This window comes from Lamprocystis purpurea DSM 4197 (assembly GCF_000379525.1).
Taxonomy (GTDB): Bacteria; Pseudomonadota; Gammaproteobacteria; order Chromatiales; family Chromatiaceae; genus Thiodictyon; species Thiodictyon purpureum.
The window spans coordinates 20,491-44,052 of record NZ_KB902517.1 but is presented as its reverse complement, the minus strand read 5'-3'; the positions used below and the strand labels follow the sequence as shown (position 1 = coordinate 44,052).

The window sequence follows — 23,562 nt, the reverse complement described above, 5'->3', positions numbered from 1 at the left end:
GGGCCTTGGCGTAGGGGCGGGTTTGAAACCCGCTGTAGGGGCGGGTTTGAAACCCGCCCCTACAGACGGTGATTGCGTTCGACGCACGTATCATCGGGCATCGACAGCAGCCCCTCGATCAGCCCGAGCAACCGCTGCAAGGCGCCGCGGTTGGCCTCAACCACCCGTCGGCCGTGCTCGCCGATGTCGGCGCGCAGTGACGCATCAGTCAACCAATCGATCATGATCGCGGCCAGGGCCGGCGCGTTGGCCACCTGCACCGCGGCACCTTCAGTGACCAGCAATTCAGTGATCGCCGCAAAGTTGAAGACGGCCGGACCGATGGCCACCGGCACCCCGACCGCGGCGGCTTCCAGTGGATTGTGACCTCCGGTCGGGACCAGGCTCCCGCCGATAAAGGCAGCATCGGCGGCGGCCAGGAAGATCGGGAGTTCCCCCATGCTGTCGCCCAGGAAGACCGCCGTCTCCGGCGGGCAGGGCACGCGGGCGCTGCGCCGCGTCAGTGGGAAACCGGCGCGTTGGATCAGCCCGGCCACCCGCTCGAATCGCTCGGGGTGACGCGGCACCAGTACCAGCAGGACCGCGGGGACATGCGCACGGATCTGCCTGTGCGCCGCGAGCATGAGTTCCTCCTCGCCCTCGTGGGTGCTCGCGGCGACCCAGACCGGGCGATCGGCGACACCCCCACCCCAACTCCGGCGCATCGCCTCGGACTGATCTTGCAGGCTCGCCGCCGGACGTAGATCGAACTTGATGCTGCCGGTGACGACGACCCGTTGCGCCGCGGCACCCAGGTCGCGGAAACGCCGCGCGTCCGCCTCGGTCTGCGCCGCGATCAGCGTGAACCGCTCCAGGGTGTCCCGCGTCAGCCGCGCGAGTCGGGCGTAGCCGCGTGCCGAACGGGCGGACAGCCGCGCATTGGCCAGCACCGTCGGAATCCCGCGGGCAGCGCAGGCCGCCAGGGTGTTGGGCCAGATCTCGGTCTCCATGACGATCAGCAGACGCGGCTCGACCCGGTCCAGGAACCGCGCGATCACCTCCGGCAGATCGTAGGGGGTATAGCGGTGGGTCACGGCCGCGCCGAACAGGTCCTGCACCCTGGCCGCACCGGTCGGGGTCGTCGTGGTCACCAGCACCGCCAGGGGCGGGTCCCGGCTCAGCAGGTGCTTGATCAGCGGCTGCGCGGCCTGGACCTCGCCCACCGAGACCGCATGGACCCAGACTGCCGCGGGCGGCGCCGCGGGCTGATCAAGCGCCAGGCGCTCGCTGATCCGGTGCCGATACGCCGGGGCCTTGAGGCTGCGCCAATAGAGCCGCAGCAACGCCGCCGGCAGCAGCAGGCGCAGGATCAGGGTGTAGAGTTGCAGGGTCATGGGCGCGGAGTCCTGAGAAACGCCGGGTCGTTGATCGATATCGGCGCTCCCTGGTTCGAGAACGCGATGCAGTCAGGACCTCAGCCCTGGCGGTTAACATTCCGGCTACCGGCGCGTGGGCCTCGATCAAGATTTCGGCCACCTGGGCTCGCCGGGTGCGTAGTCAGGCCATCCTGGCCTGGCGCTGTCAGGGCTGGAAGCCCTGACTACGCACGCCGCTGGCCGGGATTACGATCAAGGCCGGTGCGTGACACCGCAGCGCGGTGTCACAAAGCGCAACCCAGTGCTCACGGCTTGACGCTGGTCAATCCGACACTCACCCAATCCTGCATCCCGCCGCGGTACCACTTGAGCTTCTCGACCGGATAGCCGTATTTGACCAGGGTCTGCAGGTTGGCGGTGGATTGCGGGCACCAGATGCCGTTGCAGAAGAGCACCAGCGTCTTGGCGTCGCCGAATGACCATTTGCCCCCCTCGCCCAGGGTGGCGCCGAACTCGTCGGCCAGGATGTGCTTGAAGCTCTCGGCTTCGCCCGGGGTCTCGAAGGTGCCGTTGGTGTCGATATTGATCTTGTTCCAGGGAATATTGACTGAACCAGGAATGGTACCGCGCATCACCCAATCCGGCGTGCGCGAATCGACCACCAGGATACTCTCGTCGCCTTGACCGACGCGCTGGAGATAGGCGAGCAGTTCCAGTTCGCCGACGGTCTCGACTCCGGGAACCGCCACCATTGGCTGGACGCAGAAGGGCGGGCAGCCGCGATCGGTCTTCTGAAAGATTGCCGGCAGGTGGGCCGCGGGGTCATGTCCACGCTGGACCGTGACCGGCTGTCCGTTGTGCATCACCTGCACCGAGTCGAGCTTGGGAGTGATCTTATTGCCCTCTGCCGCCGCGGGCTGAATAGCAGCGAACGCGGACAGAAGGGCGATGGCAAAGACGGCAGAGCGATTCATCTCAGGAAGCCTCCATCGGGAGCATAAGCGAATGAGGGTGCACGCGATCAGCGGCGCGACCGCCGGGCCGGCGGGTGGTGCGCTCGCCATCGCATTACTTGGCGTGCACATAGGAGGGGAAGGTGGCGCCTTTCTGGCTGATCGCCTGCGCATAGCCGAGTTCGCCTTGTTGTTTGGCCTTGTTCGCCAGCTTGACCGCCGCGTCGAATTGGCCGGATTTCAACTGTTCCCCGGCATCCTTGATCATTTTCGCGGTGTCGCGCCATTCCCCGCCGACCGCGTCGGCTTTCTTGCGGGCCGCCTCGGCCGCGGCAATCGCCGTCTCGGCCTCGGCCGCACTAAACTTGTTGGTGACGGCGGCGGCTGCAGGCGCGGCGGGTGCCGCCGCCGGCGCGGCGGTCGTTGACGCGGGTGCCGCCGCCGCGGCTGGTTTGGCGGCGGCGGCCTGGGACAAGGCGTACTCGTCCTGCTTGCGCGCCCGCTCGGCAAGCTCGACCGCCTTGGTGTACTGACGTGACGGAATCAGGTCTTGCGCCTCCTCGATCAGTGCGGCGGTCTCACTGGCCAGGCCGGCGGCCAACACCTTCTCGCGGGCGCTCAAGGCTTGCGCGATGGCCTGCTGCGCGTCGGCCCGATGGGCGGCCCACAGGCTCGTCGCCGGCACGGCCAGCAACAGGGCGGCGGCCAGTGCGCCCGCGGAAAGACTGCGTATCTTCATCTCTTGGTTACTCCTCGTCTGGCCTCACGGATGCGCGCGGCTGCGTCGGCGTCACCCGGAGGCGGGGATTCATCGAGCATGGGTCTTTATGTCTTGCGCCAATCAATCGGCAGCGTCACCGCGCGGTCGGCGTCGATCATCATTGCGGACGCGCAACCGTGCAGTCCGTCGGTCGGCGTTGGCCGTCCGACCGGCCGGTTTGCCGCGGCCCGCTGACCGAAGCCGTCGCGGACGCTACTTGCGGGCACCGGGGCCGTTGAGTTCGAGACCGTTGTCCATGTAACTCATGAAATACTCCAGGTTGCGGTACTCCTCACTTTGTCCTTCGAATGCCTTGGCCCGGACTTGCTCGTTGCAGCCCTTGTAACGCCGGTGCAGGGTGGCGATCTCGCCCCACTTCGAGCGATAGACCGGGAAGTGGGTAGTGTGACCGAGGGCCGGGCTCAGGATCTCCGTGCGCAGGGTGGAGCCCGAATTCCCCATGTGACAGTGGGCACAGGAGAAATTGAACTGGCCGCGGCGGGCGAAGTAAAACTCCTTGCCCTTCTCGTAAGCCGCCAGGGCGCGCGGGTCGTCGGCCGGGATCTCGACGTTGATGATCTGACCACGGGACTCGAAGGCCATATAGGCATTGATTTCCGCCAGCGGTCCGAGAAAGTAGCCATAGGGCTTCTCGCCATTGGCCACCCGGCATTCATTCACCAGTAGCGGCAGGGTGACCACCATGCCTCGCTCCTTGTCCCAGTGGGGGAATTTGCCGGCGATGCCCGGACCGTCCGGGAAGCAGTCCGCGTAGGTCTTGCCGTTGGCGAAGGGGGTCGCCCACAGGGTCTTGCCGTTATCGATGGCGGCCTCATAGGGCGGGAACTCTTCGATGGCCTCCCAGTTCTCGCGGCCCACCGGGTCGAGCGCATAGGCGCCGTTCTTGAAATCGTCGATGGGGACGTGCGGGAAGCGCTGCTTGAAATAATTCTGGAAGACGGCCTGGTCTTCTTGCGGGGTGCCGGCGACCGACAGCGGTGAGCCCAGGGCGCACACCAGACCGAGGGCGGTCAACATCAGGTGGGTTTTCTTCATGCGGGAGTGCCTCCGGTAATGCGCGCTCACAGGGTCCAGACATAGGCCACGACGTCGGCCAGTTCCTGCTGGGAGAGGATCGCGTGCCGGCCGAACGGCGGCATGGCGGCCTCCGGGGTCTTGACGGTCGCGTCCCAGATCTGGATGGCCAGCGCCTCCTTGGTGGGGTAGCGCGTCTGCATGGCGATCAGCGCCGGGCCGATGGCGCCCGGACTCTCGCCGCCGATGATCAGATGACAGGCGATACAATTGCCCTTGGAGCGATCCATGGCGATCGCCTTACCGGCGGCCGGGTCGCCGCTCGTGAGGTCGATCTTGGGCATCTCGGACGCCACACCGACGGCGGTGATGGCCAGGGCACCCAGGATGAGCGCCGGTGCCCGCCGCCGGGATATCGAGGGGAACTTCATGGTTGGAACCTCCTGATCTGGATCTTTGTTGTTGCGCGTGACGGGGCGGCACTGGCTGCCGGTCCCCGATCATGCGATTCTTCGCCGCACCGCACGCCTGGTCGGATCGGAACCTGTCGGATCGGAACCGCGCCCACGCACCCGCGTGTGCGGCTGATGCTAACACTTGCGACCGGTAATGGCACCCGCCGCTCGCCGACGGGCCTACGCGGTCGACCATCGCGCCCCGACTGCCCTTGGGTCGTCGCCAACTGTACTCGCTGGAGGATTATCGCCATGTCTATCTCCCGTCGCGAATTCATGAGACTCATGGGCTTGGCCGGTGCGGCCGGGATGCTGCCCAGCTCGGTCTTTGCCGCCGCGCGCCAGCCCGGCGACCTCTATGAGGTCCCCAAGTTCGGCAACTGCACGCTGCTGCACATCACCGATACCCACGCCCAGCTCAATCCGATCTGGTTCCGTGAGCCGAACGTCAACCTGGGGCTTGGTGCCGCGCTGGGCAAGGCACCGCATCTGGTCGGCAAGGCGTTTCTCAAACAGTTCAAGGTGCAGCCGGGCGGGATCGAGGCCCACGCCTTTACCTTCCTCGATTTCGACAAGGGCGCCGCGAAGTTCGGGGCGGTCGGCGGCTTTGCGCAGTTGAAAACCCTGGTTGACCGCCTGCGCAGCGAGCGCGGCGACGGCAACAGCCTGTTACTGGATGGCGGCGACACCTGGCAGGGCTCCGGCACCGCCTATTGGACGCGCGGGCAGGATATGGTCGGCGCCTGCAATCTGCTCGGGGTCGACGTGATGACCGGCCATTGGGAGTTCACCTACGAGGATACCGAGGTCATCCGCAACATCGAGGCGTTCAAGGGCGACTTCGTGGCGCAGAATGTCCAGGTCCGGGAGGAAGCGCTGTTCGACTACCGGTTCGCTGACTTTCCCGGCTTCAACGAAGACTCGGGCCTGGCCTTCAAGCCCTATGTCATCAAACCGGTCGGCGGGGTGCGGGTGGCCGTCATCGGTCAGGCGTTCCCCTACACCCCTATCGCCAACCCCCAGCGCTTCATCCCGGACTGGACCTTCGGGATCGAGGACGGGCGGATGCAGGAGATCGTCGATAAGGTACGCGCGTCGGAGAAACCGGATCTGGTCGTGGTCCTCTCCCATAACGGCATGGATGTCGATCTGAAGATGGCCTCCCGGGTCAGCGGTATCGACTGCATTTTCGGCGGCCATACCCACGACGGCATCCCGGCGCCGACTCTGGTCGAAAACAAGGGCGGCAAGACGCTGGTCACCAACGCCGGCTCCAACGGCAAATTCCTTGGCGTCATGGACCTGGACGTGAAGGACGGCAAGCTGCGCGACTATCGCTACCGCCTGCTTCCGGTCTTCTCCAACCTCATCAAGCCCGATCCGGAGATGGTGAAATACGTCGCGGGCGTGCGTGCGCCCTATCAGGACAAGCTCGCCGAAAAGTTGGCGGTCGCCGAGCAGACCCTGTTCCGCCGCGGCAACTTCAACGGGACCTTCGATCAGGTCATCTGCGATGCGCTGATCAAGGTCAAGGACGCGCAGATCAGCCTCTCCCCCGGCTTCCGCTGGGGCACCACGGTGCTGCCGGGCCAGACCATCACGATGGACAACGTCATGGATCAGACCTGTATCACGTATCCGGAGACCTATCGCCGGGAGATGTCCGGCACCGAGATCAAGGCCATCCTCGAAGATGTCTGCGACAACCTCTTCAACCCCGATCCCTATGTGCAGCAGGGCGGGGACATGGTGCGGGTCGGCGGCCTGGACTATGTGTGCGAACCCGGTGCGACCATGGGCAACCGCATCACCGAGATGCAGTTGAACGACGGCACCAGGATCGAGGCCGACAAGCAGTACGTGGTCGCCGGCTGGGCGACCGTCGGCAGTCAATCACCCGGCGAGCCGATCTGGGACACGGTCGCCACCTACCTGCGGGACATCAAGACGGTCAAGATCGGTCGGCTCAATACACCCAAGCTGAAAGGTGTGAAGGGCAACCCCGGCATCGCCGATTATCCATTGATTCTGTAGGGCGGCCGGAAGGCCAATCCCGGCGACGCGGATTCCAAATTTGGGCGGCATCGCGCGATCCTTGGTGGATGCGGCGCGCGCGAGCGCCGTGCCGGGTCCCTGCCACCGAGCGGCGCGCCTTATCCACCCTACAACGGGGCCGGTTTCGTAGGGTGGATAAGCACAGCGCATCCACCATCAGCCTTGCATCTACCAAATTTGACTGATCGCCGACAAGCTGGCGATTTCCTGCTCTACCCGCTGCCGGACCTGATCCTCCAAGCCTTGTCCGGCGCCCTCCGAATGGGCCTTCACCTTTTCCGCGATCTGATCCTTGATGTCCTGGCGCAGGCCGGCGATCTTGTCATCCGTCAGGGCCCGGGCGATGATCCAGATCGGGGTGCCTTCCCAAAGCTCGGCCCGGCGCTTGGCCTCTTCCACGCCGTAATGCAGCGCCAGGGCGCCGGCGACCACGCCGATGATGGCGCCGACCAGCAGCCCGATGGGGCCTGATGCGATCAGCGCCGTGCCGGCTCCGCCGCTGATGACGGCCGCCACGACGGCCACGATGGTCGTGGACAGCGCCAGCACGACCCCCGAGATCTCGCCATAGACATCCGGATCGGCGATCCGTAAGCCCTCTGCCATGTCCAGCGCCGGGCCGGTGCCGGCGAGCTGCTGCCTGACGGTCAACCGGTGCTCGCGATACCAGGCCTGCATCAGTTCGGTGGTGTCGGCGGCGACCCCGGTCAGCGCCTTGGCAATCTGCGTCTTTACGATCGCCTCGATCTGCGACTGAAAGTCCGCGGCCGCGGTCGCGATCCCGGCCTTCAGGGCGGCGACCGAGCCGCCGCTCTTGCGAAAGCCGTGCAGGATGGGCGCAATCCGCTCATCGAACAGACCGACCGCCAACCGTTCGGCGATCTGCTCGGCCGCCGCGTCCATGCGCCGCTCGATCAATGGGCCGATCCGGTTGCCGACAAAGCCCGGCAGTTCGGTGCGCAGGGCGCTCTGGGTCAGCAGGAGGCGTCGCTGGAGCGCCGGGACAATGGCCAGGCCCTGGGACACCGTGACATAGGGTCGGTCACTGTGGATCAGGCGCGGCGCGCGCTGCAGATGTTTCAGTTCCTCGGTGACGATGGCGGCGACGAAGGGCCAGGCGCTGCTGCCGCCGGTGAGGATCACACAGGCCAGGTCCTGGCCGCGCACCCGCGCGTCTGCCAGCCCTTGACGCAGGGTCTGGCGAAACCAATCCAGCAGGTCGAGCCCCTGGTCGAACGCCAACAGGTGCTCGCCCGCTTGCGGATTCATGGCCCGCAGATAGTCGGCGAAGGTCGCCGACGGCCGATAGTGTTGCGCCCGCGTCAGGAAGGTCTCCCAGGTGGCCCCGGTGAGGCGTCCGTACTCACCCACCGCCTTGCGAAAGACCTGCGCCCGGTCGAGCGCCATGGCCAGCGAAAACTTCTCCTTCACCTCCCGGCAGCGTACCGCCAGGACGAAGAACTCGGCCGCCTCGCGGCGCATCGCCGCGACCGCGCCCGGGTTCTGCTCGATGAACCACTGGTAGAACAGGTCGTCGAACAGGCGACCGCCCAGATGCATGTCGCCCCAGGAGTGTATGACCTCACCGCCGGCCATGAGCGCGAAATCGCAGGTCCCGCCGCCGAAATCGACCACCAGTGCGCCGGTGAGTGCCTCGATTGGCGTAATGTCTTTGCGCTGGATATGAAAATAGATGGCACCCTTGGGCTCGTCCACCGTCTTGACGTCGCCGAAGCCCGCGTCCCGGCAGATCGCGCGCAGCGCGTCCCGATACCCCTCGGATGACTCGCTCGGCACCCCGAACAGCACCTGCCGCTGCAAGGGCGCGATGTCCTTGTTCTGCCGCCGGGCGACCTCCAGCAGGCCGACCAGGAAATCACGGGCATAGCGGCGGGTCTCGGCGCTGGCCGCCAGGTCCGGTTTGAACTGCGCGTGGATGCTGTAGCCGACCCGCGCGGGGCCCGCGTCGCCGAACTCTTCCAGCGCCACATCGCCGATCAGCGGGTCCTTGCCGTCCCGGTAGAGAATGGCGGTGGCGATGCCGTCGCGGCCGTCGCCGAAATCCACGCCAACCGGGTCTTCCTTGTCTCCCGGACACTTGGTGACGTAGGTATTGGAGGTGCCGAAGTCCAGCGCGAGCACCGGTTTGGGCTGCTCCGACACCACCTGCAAAGCGTTACGAACGTTGTTTCCGGACAAGACCCTTCTCCAGCACGTTGCCGTTGACGATCACCGGCTCGTCTTCGACGATGACGGTGTCGCCCTCCTCGATCAGGCCGAACGGCCGGTAATGCTGCGCCAACTCCGGACTCCAGCGCAGCCGTGGGCGCACCGCTTGGCTGGCCTGTACGAAGCGCGGCGGGACCGACACCCCGTCCAGCCCCATCCGTCGTGCCTCCAGCAGCACCGACTCGGCGGCGGTCGGCAGACCCGCCGCGTCGCACCGATGCAATTCCTGGATCGCCCGCGCCAAACCCGCGTCCAGTGCGGCGGTTGGGGGCGTTTCGACTCGCCCGGCCGACAGACTGCAGAGCAGCAGGGCCGAGCAATCGACTGCCGGCCGGATCAGGTCACGGACCGTCTTACGGTAGGCGCGGTCATCGTATTGAGTACTGCCGCGGGTGAATGCCAGCAAGGACACCACACCCGCGTACACCAGAATACGCCGCAACAAACCGACGCCCGCCAGCCGACCCCAGATAGCGCCGAAGCCGAGCGCGGTGGCACCCAGCAAGTCCGCTGTCCAGGCCACGCCCATCAGTGACTTGAGTGCGAACCGCAGGGCTTTGCTCTCGGCCAGCTTGCCCACCGCGTACATCGCCGCTGCCGCACCGCCGGGGGCACCGATGAGCATCCCCACGCCACGCAGCCCCAGCGTGAGGTTCAATAGTCCACCGAGCAGCATCATGCCCAGCAGGCTCCCCACCGCGGCGGCGACTGCCAGTCGCGGTACCGACAGGCCCCGGCCAAGGGGCGGGGCCGGAAGACCCCAGGCGAGATTGAGGCTGAGCCAACTGCTGCGCAGGGCTTCGCGGTCGCCCCCGCCGGTCGGCGGGTTGGGCAAACCGTCCAGCACCGCGTCCGCGCTCAAAGCCGCGAACACCTCATCGCGGGCGCCGGCAAGGGCCCGTTCCAACTGCGCCGGAGTCGGCGGCTGCGCGGGGACCAGCGCAGAGAAAAACCGGTCGACGCCGCGCTCGGCAATCTGCTCGCGCAGCCCCTGGTGATCCGCCATCCACCCACGCATCGCTTCTTCGAGAATGACTGCCATGATGACTCCTGAACGACAAGACTTCGGCCCCGACGTCACCGTTGAACGCCTTGCGGCGATCGGCATCCGCGCGGAACACCGGAAAAAGTATATCACCATAATTCCATCATCAATTCCAAGTCCGTTCGCTGCCGCACCGAGACGGTTGGTTATAGCGCGGGCCCCCAGCAGAAAGACTCCACCTATGTGCGTTGCCGCACCGAGCTTGCGTGGTTACACCGGTAGTCTGTCGGCAGAGCGTGAGGAATCTGCATTCGACGCTCAGGTCATGGCGACTGTCATGATCACACGCATCATCACGAGATCATCATGAACAAAGAGCAAGTCAAAGGCCGTTACGAAGAAGCAAAGGGCGCGGTCAAGGAAGCTGCCGGTAAGGTCGTCGGTAATGAAGAACTGGAGATAAAAGGCAACGTTCAGAAGAACGCGGGCAAGGTCCAGGCCGGTCTGGGTGATCTCAAGGAAGATATCAAGGACGCCACCTGATCCTCCTGCCGTCAACTGAAGCCGGGCTGGCTCCAGCCCGGTCACGGACTCAGGTGACTTCCGGAACACCGGATACCACCCGCTATCGGCTCGGATTTAGGTGCGACTTCAGTCGTACCGATTCGTTTACAGTTAAAGTCGCGTAGCGACCCCGTGGGAGCGGCGTCCCGCCGCGATGGGGCCGGGCGTGAAGCCCTACCATTCGAGGTCACCGCAGCACCCATCGCGGCGGGACGCCGCTCCCACGGGGGACATTCATCTTCCAGGGTGGCTGATGTTCCGGATCGGTGGTTTAATCAGGTTGCTTCCACCCCTCTACGGTAGGCCGCCATGCACGATCGTCCACTGACCGCTGCCGACCAGGTTCAGGCGCCAGCGCAGCCGCTGCCCATCGGTGATCTCAAGCGACTGAAAGTGCTGTGTATCTCTGAAACCGGCTGGTTTGAGAACGCAACTCTGCTGGCCGACATCAAAGCCGCCGGCGGCATGGGTGAAAACCAATATCAACTGCCGTGGCCGCCGTTTGGTGACTTGCACCCCGAGAATGCAGCCGGTTCATCGGCGCTGATCGAGGCGGAAGGGTTCGATGGTCGGGTACACCGACTGCTGTTTGATACCGGCTGGAACCCGGCCTGGATGGACCGGCGTTTTGCCGAGGAAGGGGTGGACCGCTTACTGCAGGCGGATGCGATCGATTGCCTGATCATCAGTCATGAGCATTTCGATCACTTCTGGGGCATCGGTGCCACATTGAAACACTGTCCGTCGCTGCCGATCTACATTCCGGACGGCTTTCATTCCGAAGGATTGGCGCTGATCCAGCACATGGGTCACACCGGACCACTGCACCGGGTCCTGCCGAATCAGCCATTGGCATTATTCCCCGGCTGTGTCCTGGCGCAGTTCCCCATGAACACATTGTTGCAGGTCCAGGGCGAGAACGTCCTGTATTTCAACATTCAGAAAAAGGGCTTGGCGATGGTCACCGGCTGCGGCCATGGCGGGGTGCTCAATCTCCTCGACTATGCCCGACGGGCCTTCGTCGGCGCCGAGCGCATCCATGCGGTCTACGGCGGACTGCACATCGCCCCGTTCGACGACTGGGACGAGGAACGCGACCGGATCATCGCGCAACTCGCGACTTACCACATCGACCATCTGGCTTGTAATCACTGCACCGGGGTGATTGCCGCGCGCAAGATGGTCGAGGCCGGTTTACCGGTGCTCCGCGGCAGTGCGAGCAACGGGTCCAAGACGGATCTGTTTCTTGGCAATGGCGACGTATTGAATCTCACCGCGGATGCCGAGTAATGACCGCACTGGGCGCGGTTTAGTCGAGCCCAAGCTCTCGCAACGCCGCCTTGAATTCTTCGATCTGCTGTGGCGACAGCCCTCCCGGCGGACTGACATCCACGTTCACCCGCACGGTCAAGGCACCCGAGTTGACGAATTTTGCCAGGACCTTAGTGTAAAAGTTCATCCACTTCTGCGGCGGGACCTGTCCCGACCACTTGATCCCTGGGTTCTCAGGGTGCGGCTTCCGCGGGTCGACCGGGTCGATCGCTTGGCGCTTGACCCCGATACGGACGGTCGCCTTGGTGATGCCGGAGACCGCGGAGACGGTGTAATCGCCCTCGGCGTCGCCCGCGCGGAACACGCCGGCCTCGCTCATCTCACCGCCGGTCGCCGACCAGTTCAAGGCCCCGAGCGGATACTCTTGGCCGTGCTGATCCAGCCCTTTGAAGGTGAAGGCCAGGCTCTTGCCCGGCTCGACGCTCGCGTGATCGGGGTGCACCTCCAGGTACTTGAGCGTTGGCGGTTCGATGCGCTTTTTCGCCTCCTCGGCAGTCACGATGAATAGATCGTCACTGAACTCGATCTCTGCCGAGTCAAGGTCCTGTTCGAAAAAGAAGGGGTCGTAGCGCCCATCCGGGGTCTTGCCCGCATAGGCGATCACACCGCTGGTCACCCCGCGGGCGATGGTGTCTTTAAGCTTGTCGATGACGAGCAGGCGCGGGAACCGGGGCGAGGCGAAGAAGGCGTCGCGGACTGCTTTGGTGCTCCATTCGGTAAGGGCTGGCGGCCAATTGCGGACGAGGAAATTCGCATTCACGCTGTCCACGGCCTCGTCGTCCTGACGCAAGCGGCCGAGAATAAGCCCGGCCAGACTGTCCGCCGCGCTGGAATGCACCAGACCAAGGTCGATCGTGCGGATCTGATTGTCGCGCCCCAAAAGGCCGATCGTCTTGTAGGTACGCCAGACGGCCTCCCGCAGATCCCGCTCGGACTTCTTCAGGCTTTGAGCCAGTTGATGCCTTTGGGCGTCGTCCAGACGGTCGGATTCCTCCTCGTCGATGTCCTGCCAGGCCAGGAGCTTACGCGTCTCCTCTAAGAGGCTGGCGGCCGCATCGGGGATGGACCAAATCAGGGCGCTCTTATAAGTGCGGCCGGAGTTCCCGTAGTCCCGCGTGACCTGTTCAATGAAGGGTAGGGTCTGCGCGTCGCCCAACCCCTGATCCGGCGCCAGGATCACAATGGCGATCACGGGTCGGTCCGGAACCTGGTTGCTGCGCTCAGGAAAATAGACCCGTTCGACGCCCGCCTGACTGGCGAAGACCTTCTGAACTTCGGCCCTTACCCGCTCCTCAATGCGGGGCGGCTTGATGTTGGCCCGGCGGTCGGACAGGAGCTTATTGAGGTTCGGCGTCAGGCTGAACCGGTACCGGTTGTTCTGGCTGGTGAGGAAATAGCAGTTGGTTTGGAGTTCCTCCAGCACCGTCTCGACGTTGCCGATCTCCAGGCCAGGCTCGGCGACCGCCAGACGAATCTCCGCCAGACTCGCCTCCTTGTGCTGCTGTCCGCCGCTCGACTCGAAAAAGATGCTGGTGGCGACCTTGCGGTGCAGCCGTGCCTTTTTGATCGTGTCCACCGCGGCGCTGTCCAGGCGTATTGCGAACGAATCCGGCTTGCCGATGATGTCGGTGGTGATCGCGCCTTCCAGGCGATCCTCGCCCAGTTGCTCGAACATGGCCCGACGGAACAGCGGGTCATCGAGCGGCGCCGTGCCCAGACCGATCAGACCGTCCCGATGGGCACCCTTGAAGCCGTCCTGATAGGCGTTCGACACCCATTGCGCAAGCAGCCGCAACACCCCGCGGGTCTGCTGAAAGCGGGGGAGCGTTTGCCATTTGCGCTCGAAGACCGAGAGCACGACCGGATGGAAAGGGTAGGTGGCGGCGAACTGCCGGCGCCCATCGTCGATGGGGAACTCGGCGGGAATCGACTGCCGATGCTCCAACAGCCAGTCCGCATAGTCGTTGCAGGTGGTCAGTGCGTCTTTGGTGAGCAGCACTCGCCCGTCCTGGCCGACGGCACGCAGGTCCCACTCGAAGAGCCGGCGGCGGATGATCTCGGAGGTCTCCGCCTCCGCCGACATCACCACCGGCTTACCCAGGCGGTCCAGCATCTTCTTGAGACGGTCGTAATCCGACTGGTCCTCCGCCGTCATCTCCATCTCGGAGGCCGGGATCGACACCACCAGGACGCAATTGCGCTGACCCCGCGCCGTCTCGGACAGGTTGTGCAGAAAGTCATAGAGCTGCGCCGACAGGCCGCTCTTGCGGCTGCGGCTCACATAGTTCATCAACTCATCCATGAGGATGAGTGCGGGCTTCTCCTTGGGCAGGAAATCGCGGATGACGTCGCCCGCCGGGGCGGTGCCCTCCTGATCGTGGCGCGCCACCTTCTCGAAGGCCGTCGCTCCGCCCAGTTGGAAGGCGATCTCGCCCCAGGGCGTCAAACGTTTCGGGGTGCCGTCATCCCCGCCGCGTCCCCGGATGGAATCGAATTCGGTACCGACGAACACGGCGGTGGCCGCCGCCGGTACCGCACTGACCCCCGCGGCCCGGAGCAGCGTCTGGACCCCCGTCCATCCGGATGCCTGCGGGCCGTGCTTGGCCAGGTGGTAAACCAGGGTTTCGGCATGGGTCTTACCCCCGCCGAACTGGGTCGCCATGTTGAATACGGCCGAGGTTTCGGTGACCTCGCCCGCGAGGCGTCGGATCACCTGAGAGGCCAGCAGGATCAGACTCTTGGTGAGATAGGTGCGGTCGAAGAACCGCTCCGGGTCCTGGTAGTCGACGGCGGCGCGGCCGTCCCGCACATGATCCAGGTGGACCGCGAATTCAGCGGCATCGAGCGGCCGGCCTTCGCGCAGGTCCTCGCGCGGCGTTGCAACCTTGTACCAGGGCTTGATGGCCATCAGGCCACCCGCAAGGTGAGGTGATCAGCCTGCTGCGCTGCATAGAACAATGCGGCGCTGATATCATCGTCTTCGAGATAGGGATAGTCTTCCAGGATCTCTTCACGCGAAGCGCCGGCTGCGAGCATGTCGAGTACATCCTTGACCCGGATTCGCATTCCGCGCAGGCACGGCTGGCCACCACAGACTTGAGGGTCCATCGTCATTCGCTCCAAATGGGTCATATTACTTCCCCGTGCTCGACCATCCTGTGGGCGTAGGCGAGACACGCGAGTATGTCCTCCCGCTCCAGCCAGGCGTAGCCCTCCAGAAGGGTGTCAATGTCGTCGCCGGCCGCGAGCAATCCCAAGACGTGCTCCACCCCCAGCCGACGACCACGAATGATCGGCTTGCCGCCGAAGATCGCCGGGTTGACCGTGATGCGCTGTAACAGTTCGTCGTTATTCATGAAACTATTCCTGCACTTATGAATCGTGGCTCAGTCGACTGGGGGTCGAGGCTTTAGCCGGAACAGCGCCGCGCAAGAAGCGATACCGGCCGGCTAAAGCCTCGACCTCCTGTCTTCCGGCGGTGCGAACGATGATTAGAAAATGAGCAGTTCTCACACAGAGACACAAAGATCACAAAGATTATCAATGCGATATGCAGGCCGAGCAGGTCACTCGCGCGGTGATCGGCCCAACGCCTTCAATGATTCTTTTTTCTTTGTGTTCTTTGTGTCTTTGTGTGAGCAATTCCCGAAATCAGGATGATCGATGCCGCTAAGTCCTCGCGTCGGATCGCCTCCATCAACTCGTCAAAGGTCTCCTGACACACCGGAATCCGACGGCGTGCCAATGCGTCGATAAACTCCGCGCGCGACAGACCAGCGATTTCCGCCCCTTTTCCCTGGGAGACGCGCTGTTGAGCATACAACTGTGTGGCCGCCTCAATACGCTGCTCCTGGTCGAACTCGTTTGGGGCCAGACGGAGCGCAGACAGCAGGTCTTCAGCCAGTTCGGTGATCCTGGTCGCCATCTTGGTTCCTCAAAAGCCGAGCGATTTCTTGCGCGCCAGGACCCCATCAACCCAGCGCTTCTCTTCGGTTTGGGCAGGGTAGAGGGCTGAAAGTGCCTGGGCAAGTCCCCAGAAGCGCTGATCGCGGCCGGCGCCGTCGTCGACGAGGAAGCGCTTGAGTGCTTCGCTGCGACCGGCGGCGAACAGGATCATGCCCTGGTGGATGCGGTCAAGGGCCGTCTCGCCGGCCTTGGATGCGCCAGTGGCGCCCCAACCAACCTCCTCCTCGATTTCCTTGAGATCCGCGAACAGGTCGCCTTGCACGGGCTTTTTATGGCCGCGTCCGCGCGTCGGGTTCTGCGCCTCGTCTTTACCGAAGAGGTGTTTGGTGCGCTCGGAGACTGGAAGCAGTCGGGCCTGATCGCCTTTGATCTCGACCAGGTGCGGCAGTTCTTCCAGGTGGGCGCCGAGGCCCTGGGCGATCTTGCGGGCGGCGTCGTACTCCAGGGCGAATCCACCTTTCAGCTTGCCCTTGGCTACGGGTTCCTCGTCGTCCGCCGCGTCGCTGAACAGATCGTTCTGACCAGTCGGCGCGTCGGCGTTCGCGCCCGCGCTCAGGGTCCACAGCCACATGGCGGTGAGTCGTGCATCGGGCTCGAAACGCGCGGTGTCGGCCCCGGCGAAGACCAGCGACAGGGCCTCCTTGGCGACTGCTGCCCAGACCTGTTCCAGGTATTCTTTGAGCGTTACGGTCTCGCCGTTGGCCTTCTCTACACGGGCATAGCGCGAGAAGATCTCCAGAGCCGGGCCAAGACAGGCGAAGATGGCGTCCGCACCCACGACGCCCTCCTCGGCCAGGCGGGGCATCCAATCGTGGATACGCACCGGTAGTTCGGCCAGCACGTCGCGCCAGGCGCCGATGTCATCGCCGCGGACTGAGCCGTCGGGGTGCTCGCGCGGGCGGCAGACGAGGTGAATGGACGAGGCAAGCGACGCAGAACCGCGAGCAACGAGTCGTTCACCCATCTCCGTGTCTATTGGCCAAGATGCGGTGACGATCCATCCTGCCTCCAGCATTCCTGATAGCTGGGATTCCCAGCCGGCCGTACTTTTGTGGGCGAACACGACGACTCCTATGCCACCTGGCGCGGTTACCCTTCGTCCCTCGCCCATCGCGGACATCATTGCGGCTCTGAAAAATTGCTCGTCGCGTGTGCCAGTTCCTTTGGTTGTGTTCGCGTTGACCACAACTTGCTCGTCTTTCGGCGTCTCAGGTGCGGTGAATAAGCTAGGGAAAAGAGTGCTTGCCGAGCGGCGAAGCCAAACGTAGAAGAAGTCAGAAATGACCCCATAGTCAATGGCGTCGAAGTAGGGCGGGTCGGTAATGAAAGCGCTGGCCGAATCGTTAGGATATGGGTGAGACGTTGCATTGCCCTGCGCAACAACACCTGTGTTGTTGAGCGCTGACGCTTCTCTCTCGACCACCTTCGCAATCCAGTCGAGCGCTCCCGTCAAATCGCCTGTCGAGCCGGAGAACGGGTTTACCTCTGCAAAGTCCCAGACCATCTGAAGAGCCTGCCTACCAAACGAGTTTCCCATGTATTCCCCACGGGGAACCCACCGGCAAACAGAGCTACCGTAATCCGCCAAGCGGTCAAGAGCCAACGCAAGCAGTAGGGCAGTTTCATTAGAATAATTTCTTTCCGTAAGTCCCCTCTTCAGGATCTCTTGAAACCTGCATAGGGCAACCAGTTGCCGACTCGTAAACGCATCAGCCCAGGTCTCCATCCCATACATCGGAAGCCGATTAACATCGTGGTGGTCTTTGTTAACCCGCTCGACAGGACGTGGAGAGATGCCGCCGTCGGTAACCGAGGCCTCGTGCATGTTACGCTCCTTAGCGGATCGCACGGCGCTGAGGTCTCTGCCTTCGGGAAGCCGGTAACGTCGTCCTTGCTCATCGGGTGAAGTTGTTACGACAGAAGTCAAAATTGCGTCGTTGGCCCCGCCGTGCCTGATCCTGAGCTGGTCGCGGATGCGCGCGATCGGCGTCGTATATCCGCAACACGGGCAGGTAGCGGAACCGCGTTTGACCGTGCCGTCGAATTTTGGGTCTTCAATTCTCGCCCTCGGTTGGTCCTGGTCAACCCAGCCGTCACACTCTTTGCGGATGATCCGAAAGTCCACCCGCTTGGCCTTGGGCCTTGGTACCAATTGCAAGGCGATCGAGCGAGTGGACTTATTGGCTAGCCACAATGAACGAATCAACGGCACCTCTGCCCCGCAGCCCGGACCCTCGCATTGAATCGTGCGTGCCCAAAGGTAGGCAATTGGCGTCGCCCCGTCCGGGTCCTTCGGATAGAATTCGGCTAACTCCTTCTCGGCCTCCCGCTTGATCCACTCACCCCATTTGCGAACCTCATCCGCAAGCCGCTGCCCATACTTCGGGATGTATTCGAGGACGACCTTGTTGAGCAGCACGGCCACCGGATTGAGGTCACTGGCAAAGGTGTCCGCCCCCACGCGCAGTGCTTCCAGCGGGATGGAGCCTCCGCCAGCAAAGGGGTCGACCACCAGCGGGCGGGTACCCGGCACCCCACCCAACGCCTCATGCGCCGCTTGGGTCAGTGCCCGGCTGGTTTCGAGATAGGCGGGGACGGTGGAGTTGTCCCAGTTGGCGAAGTCCGCGATGAAGTCGAGCAGCGCCCGGCGCAACACCAGCGGGTCCGCGAGCCGGTCGGGGTCCTTCTGGGTGGCAACCATCCGCGCCGCACTCTCGGGACTCGCCAGCCGCAGGTGCTCCCGCGCCCAGTCGAGCATCCGTACCCGCGCCACCTGAGTGAATGCCTCCGGACACAGGTCATCCGCCGGGTCCGGCCACAGCGATGCGCAGATCACCGCCCGGCAGGCGGCCAGCGGACGCCGCGCCCACCAGATATGCAGTGTCGAGATATGCCCGTGCCGGATCGACTTCTCACGCCGCGCATGGGCGGAGATTCGCTTGATCGGCAGATCGACTTCGATCAGGCGTTTGGGGTAACGATGGTTCAAGAATCATCTCGCAAGTTGTTCAAGACCGCATAGTCGTCGAGCCATTGCTCCATTTCTTTAGCCTCAAGTCGGCGAAAGCGGGAGACGTCCGCCACCCGGTCGACGACGATGAGGTCTTCCCAGGAGAACTGATTGGCGAGCGTCACCGATTGGGTGGAGGCGATGATCTGGGTCTTGCTTGCCGCGGTACGCATCATCCCCGCCAGGATCTGCAGGGCGTAGGGGTGCAGGCCCAGTTCGGGCTCGTCCAAGAGGACGATGGTCGGGAGCCGGGGTTGCAGCAGCAGCGTCGCGAGGCAGATGAAACGCAGGGTGCCGTCGGAGAAGTCACTGGCATCAAAGGTGTCGTCCGCCCCCCGGTGCCGCCAACGCAGTCGGATCAGGCTCAGGTTGTCTTTCTCGGGTTCAAGGACGAAATCATGAAAAAAGGGCGCGACTCGCTGGATGGTCTGGACGATCAGCCGGTAGGCGAGTGTCTCGCGAATCGAGCGCAGGAAGGCCGCCAGATTATCGGCTTGGGGAAACAGGAGGTCAGTCTCGCCGATGCGTCCCGGCTGTTTGACCTTGGCGGACTCGCTGGTGTCGTGAAAATGGTAAACCTTCCAGTCGCTCAGATAGGCGGCGACTTGACCAGCAGGCGTTACCGCATTGGGTCGATCGGGTAGGCCGGACTCCCGTGCGCCGATGGCTCCCAGTGTGTCGCTTCTGGTGACTTGCAGAAGATCACTCTTGTCCTTGGAGTAGCGAAGGGTCTCGCTCTGCAATAAGAGGCCACCAGCGGCATCCGGGGCCAAGACTATCGAATAGTCATGCCGCGTAAATTCAACATCGATATGAATCGCATCCGTGCGTTTCCGGCCGAAGAACACCAGCTTATCGGCGCCGAGTTGTTGGGAAACGTAAAATTGCAGGTTCTTGCGCAGGATTTCGTGGACGAACCTGAAGACCCCGATGAAGTTCGATTTGCCGGCGCCGTTGGCACCGATCAGGATGTTCAGGTCTTTCAGCCGGACGTCGAGTTGCTCGATTGACTTGAAACCCGCCACCTGGAGCCGGTCGAGACGTTCGCGGTCAGTCATGGTCGCTTGCCTATTCTAACGCCGGACGGGGCATTCGCCCTGTCCGGAAGGTTTCGACGCTGCCGCATAAAGGCAACAGCCCATAAGAGGGTATACAACGCTCGGGACGGGGTTGCAAACCCCGTCCCGCTCGGAGTCTAGGCCGCTTTATCCAAGGACTGCGGTCGGGCGCGTTTACTCACGGACAGGATCTCGATTCCGACCAGATGCCCGTCGGCGTCGTAGTCGCCGATGATCCCCGGTTCGATTTCCTTGCTCGTTATCACCTCCACCGGGGAAATCTCAAAATAGGCGGCATCCGCCACCGAGTCGAATTCGAGATTCATAGCGACTTCACCTCGTCACAGACACTCACCCGCGATGATTTGCTCCGCGCCGACATGGTAGTGCTCGATCTGAACCACCGGTTCCCAACCCAAGCGCGCCGGGTCCTGCACCAGATGGACCTTGGGCGCCGTCGCACAGTTGAAGACGGCGTAAAGCCAGTAATCCCGCTTCAGGCGCTCCGCAGTCTTGTATTCGTTGCTCGTCAGGGCGATTTCCCCGACCGCGGCGCGTCCCTTCACCTCGATAAAGCGGACCTCGACGGCCGTGGCGGGGTCTTCCGGATGCGGCCGGCGGGAGATCAGGTCAAAGCCGCGGTTGTCCTGCTCCACGCTCTCCACCACCCAACCGCGGGCATGCTCGTGGGCGATGACCGCTGCGACCGCGATCCGCTCGATTTCTTCATCCCGCACCATGGGGGCGATGCCAGGGGATTGGCGCTGCGGATGCGGCAACACCCAGGCCCGTCCATGATGCTGGATATCGGCAATGGTGCAGTGCCGTTCTTTGTCCAGATCAGCCAGGCGGGATTCACGTCGGTGGTTCAGTTCATCGAGTCGTTCCTCACTGCGCTTGAGCGCCGGCCTGAGATTGACCTCGCCCGCCTCGACACGCAGATGCAGGTCGGCGTACTTCAGGCTTTCCCGGTTGATCAGGGCGTTGAGGCTGATTTCCAGATGTCGGCGGACGGTGTCTGTCTCTTTGAGGCGCTCATTGGCGACCTCATGGAGCAGCGGATCGAGGGCCTGCTCGATCAGGACCTGCTTGATCTGGGCATCGCCCGGAAAGGTCGCCTCATCTGGGATGGCGTGTCCCCCGTCCCCTGCAACCAAGTCGAGAAACAGGGTTGGCTGCCGGATGTTGAGGCTGCCGTCCGCCTCTGATTCGACCACAAAAATACGGCGGTGCACGACGTTTCCGCGACCGTCTTTCACGGCGCCCGAGAAGCAATCCAGCCGGGCTGGTGCGGCACGGTGGATGTCATAGAAGACCGCGCCTCGCTGTAAGTCTTCGCCGGTTTTTCCGGCCACGTCCTCGCGCACCGCCTCGAACAGCGGATGTCCGGGAGTGACCCATTCCAAGGTCGCGTCGCGTTCCAGGAAGCGCTTGTCGAAGACGATTTGACCATAGTCCCGACCCAACCGGCCGAAGCGGGGTTCCAGCCGTTCTCCGACGCTCCAGAGACCGCGCGGGACTTTGCCGATTTGGTAGATGTGAGCTTCGGGTCGCGCACCCTTTGTGCTCACCGCCTTCGTGCTCAGACTCGCGATCGGGCTCGCCTGGAGAAAAAAGTCCTCGATCACCTCGGGCACCAGGCGTCGCTCCTTGGCCGCCGCGGACCGACCGATGATGGCCGAGAGATTGAGTTCGCGCTTGGCGAGACCCTCCAGGGTGGAATGGGTGATGGAGCGGAACCGTTCGGTGTCCACTTCCTTGACGATGCGCTCCTTGATGGCGTACTCGGTCTGATTACGGGCATACATCTCGCGCACCATGCGCTCCAGGAAGTTGACCGGGAACACATCGCCCAGGACGTTGAAGACTGAACCGGTCTGCTTGGGGTCCAGGTCCTGTTCGATCTTCTGTATACGCTCGAAGAGCTTGTCCATGACGCGGCCTTCCCGCGTGTTGATCGCCACGAAGTTGATGATGAGACAGTCCTTATCCTGGCCGTAGCGATGGATACGGCCCATGCGTTGCTCCAGCCGCACCGGGTTCCAGGGGATGTCGTAGTTGATCATGAACCAGCAGAACTGGAGATTGATCCCTTCGCCTGCCGCCTCGGTTGCCACCATGACCTGGGCCGATTCGCGAAAGGCCCGCTCCGCATGGATGCGGGTGCCGGGGGTGTCCCGGTCGCCGATCTTCATGCCGCCGTGGATTTGCGTGACGGTGAGCCCCCAGGCGACGAGCTTACCCACGAGGTAATCGAGCGTTTCCTTGTGCTCGGTGAAGATGAGTAGCTTCATCTTGGGGTCGCTGAAGACCCAGTGTTCGGTAATGACGGCCTGGAGCTTGGTGAGCTTGGTCTCGATGGCGCGTGCTTCGAGCACGCCCGCGTCGGTGATGAGTCGGGTCAAACGGGCGATCTCGTCGCGCAGCGAGGCGGGGTCAACGCTCGGTACGATCTCCTCCAGGCGCAGCATGAGGTCCTGCTGCTCGTCGTCGGGCAGGTCTTCGAAGTCGTCTGGAATGCGTTTGAGGATTTGCTCCTGACGGTAGGCGTCCGGATCGGCCAGGATGCGCTCGCGGGTCGCCCTCATACGCTCCAGGCTGCGGCGGACCGCATAGACGCTGGAGGCGAAGCGGCGCTGGAGCATGGCCATGGTGAAGCCGAGTGCCCGGCCGCGGGCACTGTCGTCCTCCGACGCCTTGATGGACTGATCTTCGACATAGCGCGTCAGCTCGTCGTAGAAATCCATCTCCTCGGGGTTGAGCTTGAACGGTGCGGTCTGGACCTTGCGGCGGGTGAAGAGTTGGTGGACTTCACCCGTTTCCGGGTCGGGGAAGGAGACGAGCGCCTCCTTGACCCGCCGCAGATAGAAGGGCGCCTCATGTTCCCGCATCGCCTCTTCAAGGCTGGTGATGTCGCCATACACGTCCTTGTCGAGCAATTCCAGGAAGAGCCTGAAGTTATCCGGATCGCCTTTGTGGGGCGTTGCGGTCATGAGTAGGAAGTGATCGGTCATCTCGGAGAGACGCTCCCCGAGCTGATAGGCCAGGGTCTTCTTGTCCGCGCTGTACGCGCTCATCTTGTGGGCTTCGTCCACAATGATGAGGTCCCAGTCGCTGCGCAACAGACTCTCACGGGCGTCTTCGATGCGCGAGACCCAGGAGACCGAAGTCACGACCTGGTCACGCTCCTGCCAGGGGTTCATCCCGTAGTTGGCCCGCAGGGTGTCGCCGCGGATAACCTCAAAGGACTCACGGAATTTGTCGCGCAGTTCGCGTTGCCACTGAAAGGTCAGGTTGGCCGGGGCGACGATCAGAATGCGGCGGATCAAGTCCCGGATCTTCAATTCCTTGATCAGCAGCCCGGCCATGATGGTCTTGCCGGCGCCCGGATCGTCGGCCAGCAGAAAACGGATCCGCGGCACCCGAAGAAAATAGTCGTAGACCGCTTCCAACTGGTGCGGGAGCGGATCGACTCTGGCGATGGAGAGACTGAAATAGGGGTCGTACTCGTAGGCGAGCCCCAGGCGCATGGCCTCCATGCCGAGACGGAAGCGCTTGGCATCGCCGTCGAACGGGGCCTTCTCGGGAGGTGCCGTCAGGAGCGCGATCTGTTCCCGGCTGAGAATCGGGTCGTGGAACTGCCCGGTCTCCAGGCCCTTGCCCAGAATCTGGGTCGAAACCCCCATGGGGATCACCGCGACGACCTGGATCGGCTCGGGGATGACGGGGCCGCGGATGATGACGCCGGGCTTGAGTTCTGTGAGTTCCATTCGTGTATTATACCGCTCACATCAGACCGAAGGGA

18 protein-coding genes are annotated in these 23,562 nt (G+C 63.4%); 3 read left to right on the top strand and 15 right to left on the bottom strand.

Features of this window, described 5'->3' with window-relative positions:
• Positions 1-59 precede the first annotated feature (59 nt).
• The 5 genes from waaA to soxX all read right to left on the bottom strand — a co-directional run bounded on the left by waaA (position 60) and on the right by soxX (position 4,534).
• Positions 60-1,373: a lipid IV(A) 3-deoxy-D-manno-octulosonic acid transferase gene (waaA, locus tag A39O_RS34475; protein WP_020506637.1), complete on the bottom strand. Its 1,314-nt coding sequence runs from the start codon at positions 1,371-1,373 to the stop codon at positions 60-62.
• A gap of 287 nt (positions 1,374-1,660) precedes the next feature.
• On the bottom strand, positions 1,661-2,329 hold the full coding sequence (locus A39O_RS0120980; RefSeq protein WP_020506636.1) for a rhodanese-like domain-containing protein: 669 nt from the start codon (positions 2,327-2,329) through the stop codon (positions 1,661-1,663).
• A gap of 94 nt (positions 2,330-2,423) precedes the next feature.
• Positions 2,424-3,047, bottom strand: a complete 624-nt coding sequence (locus A39O_RS36920) for a hypothetical protein (RefSeq protein ID WP_020506635.1) — start codon at positions 3,045-3,047, stop codon at positions 2,424-2,426.
• Between the two features lie 234 nt (positions 3,048-3,281).
• On the bottom strand, positions 3,282-4,124 hold the full coding sequence (soxA, locus tag A39O_RS0120965; RefSeq protein WP_020506633.1) for a sulfur oxidation c-type cytochrome SoxA: 843 nt from the start codon (positions 4,122-4,124) through the stop codon (positions 3,282-3,284).
• A 26-nt stretch (positions 4,125-4,150) separates the two neighbouring features.
• Positions 4,151-4,534, bottom strand: coding sequence for a sulfur oxidation c-type cytochrome SoxX (gene soxX / locus A39O_RS0120960; RefSeq protein ID WP_020506632.1), 384 nt, complete (start codon positions 4,532-4,534; stop codon positions 4,151-4,153).
• A 276-nt stretch (positions 4,535-4,810) separates the two neighbouring features.
• Here soxX and soxB point away from each other — a divergent pair, with 276 nt between their 5' ends.
• Positions 4,811-6,592, top strand: a complete 1,782-nt coding sequence (gene soxB, locus A39O_RS0120955; RefSeq protein ID WP_026199596.1) for a thiosulfohydrolase SoxB — start codon at positions 4,811-4,813, stop codon at positions 6,590-6,592.
• Between the two features lie 189 nt (positions 6,593-6,781).
• On the opposite strand, the gene A39O_RS0120950 is transcribed toward soxB, so the two are convergent.
• Both A39O_RS0120950 and A39O_RS0120945 read right to left on the bottom strand, forming a co-directional pair.
• On the bottom strand, positions 6,782-8,812 hold the full coding sequence (locus A39O_RS0120950; RefSeq protein ID WP_245561949.1) for an Hsp70 family protein: 2,031 nt from the start codon (positions 8,810-8,812) through the stop codon (positions 6,782-6,784).
• Positions 8,790-9,884, bottom strand: coding sequence for a hypothetical protein (locus A39O_RS0120945; RefSeq protein ID WP_020506629.1), 1,095 nt, complete (start codon positions 9,882-9,884; stop codon positions 8,790-8,792). Before A39O_RS0120945 ends, A39O_RS0120950 begins: the two co-directional genes overlap by 23 nt.
• Positions 9,885-10,193: 309 nt before the next feature.
• Here A39O_RS0120945 and A39O_RS38960 point away from each other — a divergent pair, with 309 nt between their 5' ends.
• A complete protein-coding gene (locus A39O_RS38960) occupies positions 10,194-10,370 on the top strand; it encodes a CsbD family protein (RefSeq protein ID WP_083924818.1) in 177 nt (58 codons plus the stop codon).
• A gap of 330 nt (positions 10,371-10,700) precedes the next feature.
• The gene (locus tag A39O_RS0120935) at positions 10,701-11,681 is read left to right on the top strand and encodes an MBL fold metallo-hydrolase (RefSeq protein WP_020506627.1); all 981 of its coding nucleotides are present in this window, start codon (positions 10,701-10,703) and stop codon (positions 11,679-11,681) included.
• 19 nt (positions 11,682-11,700) lie between these two features.
• Here the strand turns inward: A39O_RS0120935 and A39O_RS0120930 are convergent, their stop codons facing one another.
• The 8 genes from A39O_RS0120930 to A39O_RS0120895 all read right to left on the bottom strand — a co-directional run bounded on the left by A39O_RS0120930 (position 11,701) and on the right by A39O_RS0120895 (position 23,527).
• Positions 11,701-14,631: an ATP-binding protein gene (locus A39O_RS0120930; protein WP_020506626.1), complete on the bottom strand. Its 2,931-nt coding sequence runs from the start codon at positions 14,629-14,631 to the stop codon at positions 11,701-11,703.
• Complete coding sequence (locus tag A39O_RS0120925) at positions 14,631-14,831, bottom strand: DUF433 domain-containing protein (protein ID WP_407635659.1); 201 nt, start codon at positions 14,829-14,831, stop codon at positions 14,631-14,633. The genes A39O_RS0120930 and A39O_RS0120925 overlap by 1 nt, the downstream gene beginning before the upstream one ends.
• A 20-nt stretch (positions 14,832-14,851) precedes the next feature.
• On the bottom strand, positions 14,852-15,079 hold the full coding sequence (locus A39O_RS0120920) for a DUF433 domain-containing protein (RefSeq protein ID WP_020506624.1): 228 nt from the start codon (positions 15,077-15,079) through the stop codon (positions 14,852-14,854).
• Between the two features lie 239 nt (positions 15,080-15,318).
• Positions 15,319-15,648, bottom strand: coding sequence for a UPF0175 family protein (locus tag A39O_RS34460; RefSeq protein ID WP_020506623.1), 330 nt, complete (start codon positions 15,646-15,648; stop codon positions 15,319-15,321).
• 9 nt (positions 15,649-15,657) lie between these two features.
• Positions 15,658-18,678: a DUF1156 domain-containing protein gene (locus tag A39O_RS0120910; RefSeq protein WP_020506622.1), complete on the bottom strand. Its 3,021-nt coding sequence runs from the start codon at positions 18,676-18,678 to the stop codon at positions 15,658-15,660.
• On the bottom strand, positions 18,675-19,757 hold the full coding sequence (locus A39O_RS0120905; RefSeq protein ID WP_020506621.1) for an AAA family ATPase: 1,083 nt from the start codon (positions 19,755-19,757) through the stop codon (positions 18,675-18,677). The genes A39O_RS0120910 and A39O_RS0120905 overlap by 4 nt, the downstream gene beginning before the upstream one ends.
• Before the next feature lie 137 nt (positions 19,758-19,894).
• A complete protein-coding gene (locus tag A39O_RS0120900) occupies positions 19,895-20,083 on the bottom strand; it encodes a DUF2283 domain-containing protein (protein WP_020506620.1) in 189 nt (62 codons plus the stop codon).
• 15 nt (positions 20,084-20,098) lie between these two features.
• The gene (locus A39O_RS0120895; RefSeq protein ID WP_020506619.1) at positions 20,099-23,527 is read right to left on the bottom strand and encodes a protein NO VEIN domain-containing protein; all 3,429 of its coding nucleotides are present in this window, start codon (positions 23,525-23,527) and stop codon (positions 20,099-20,101) included.
• Between the last annotated feature and the right edge of the window lie 35 nt (positions 23,528-23,562).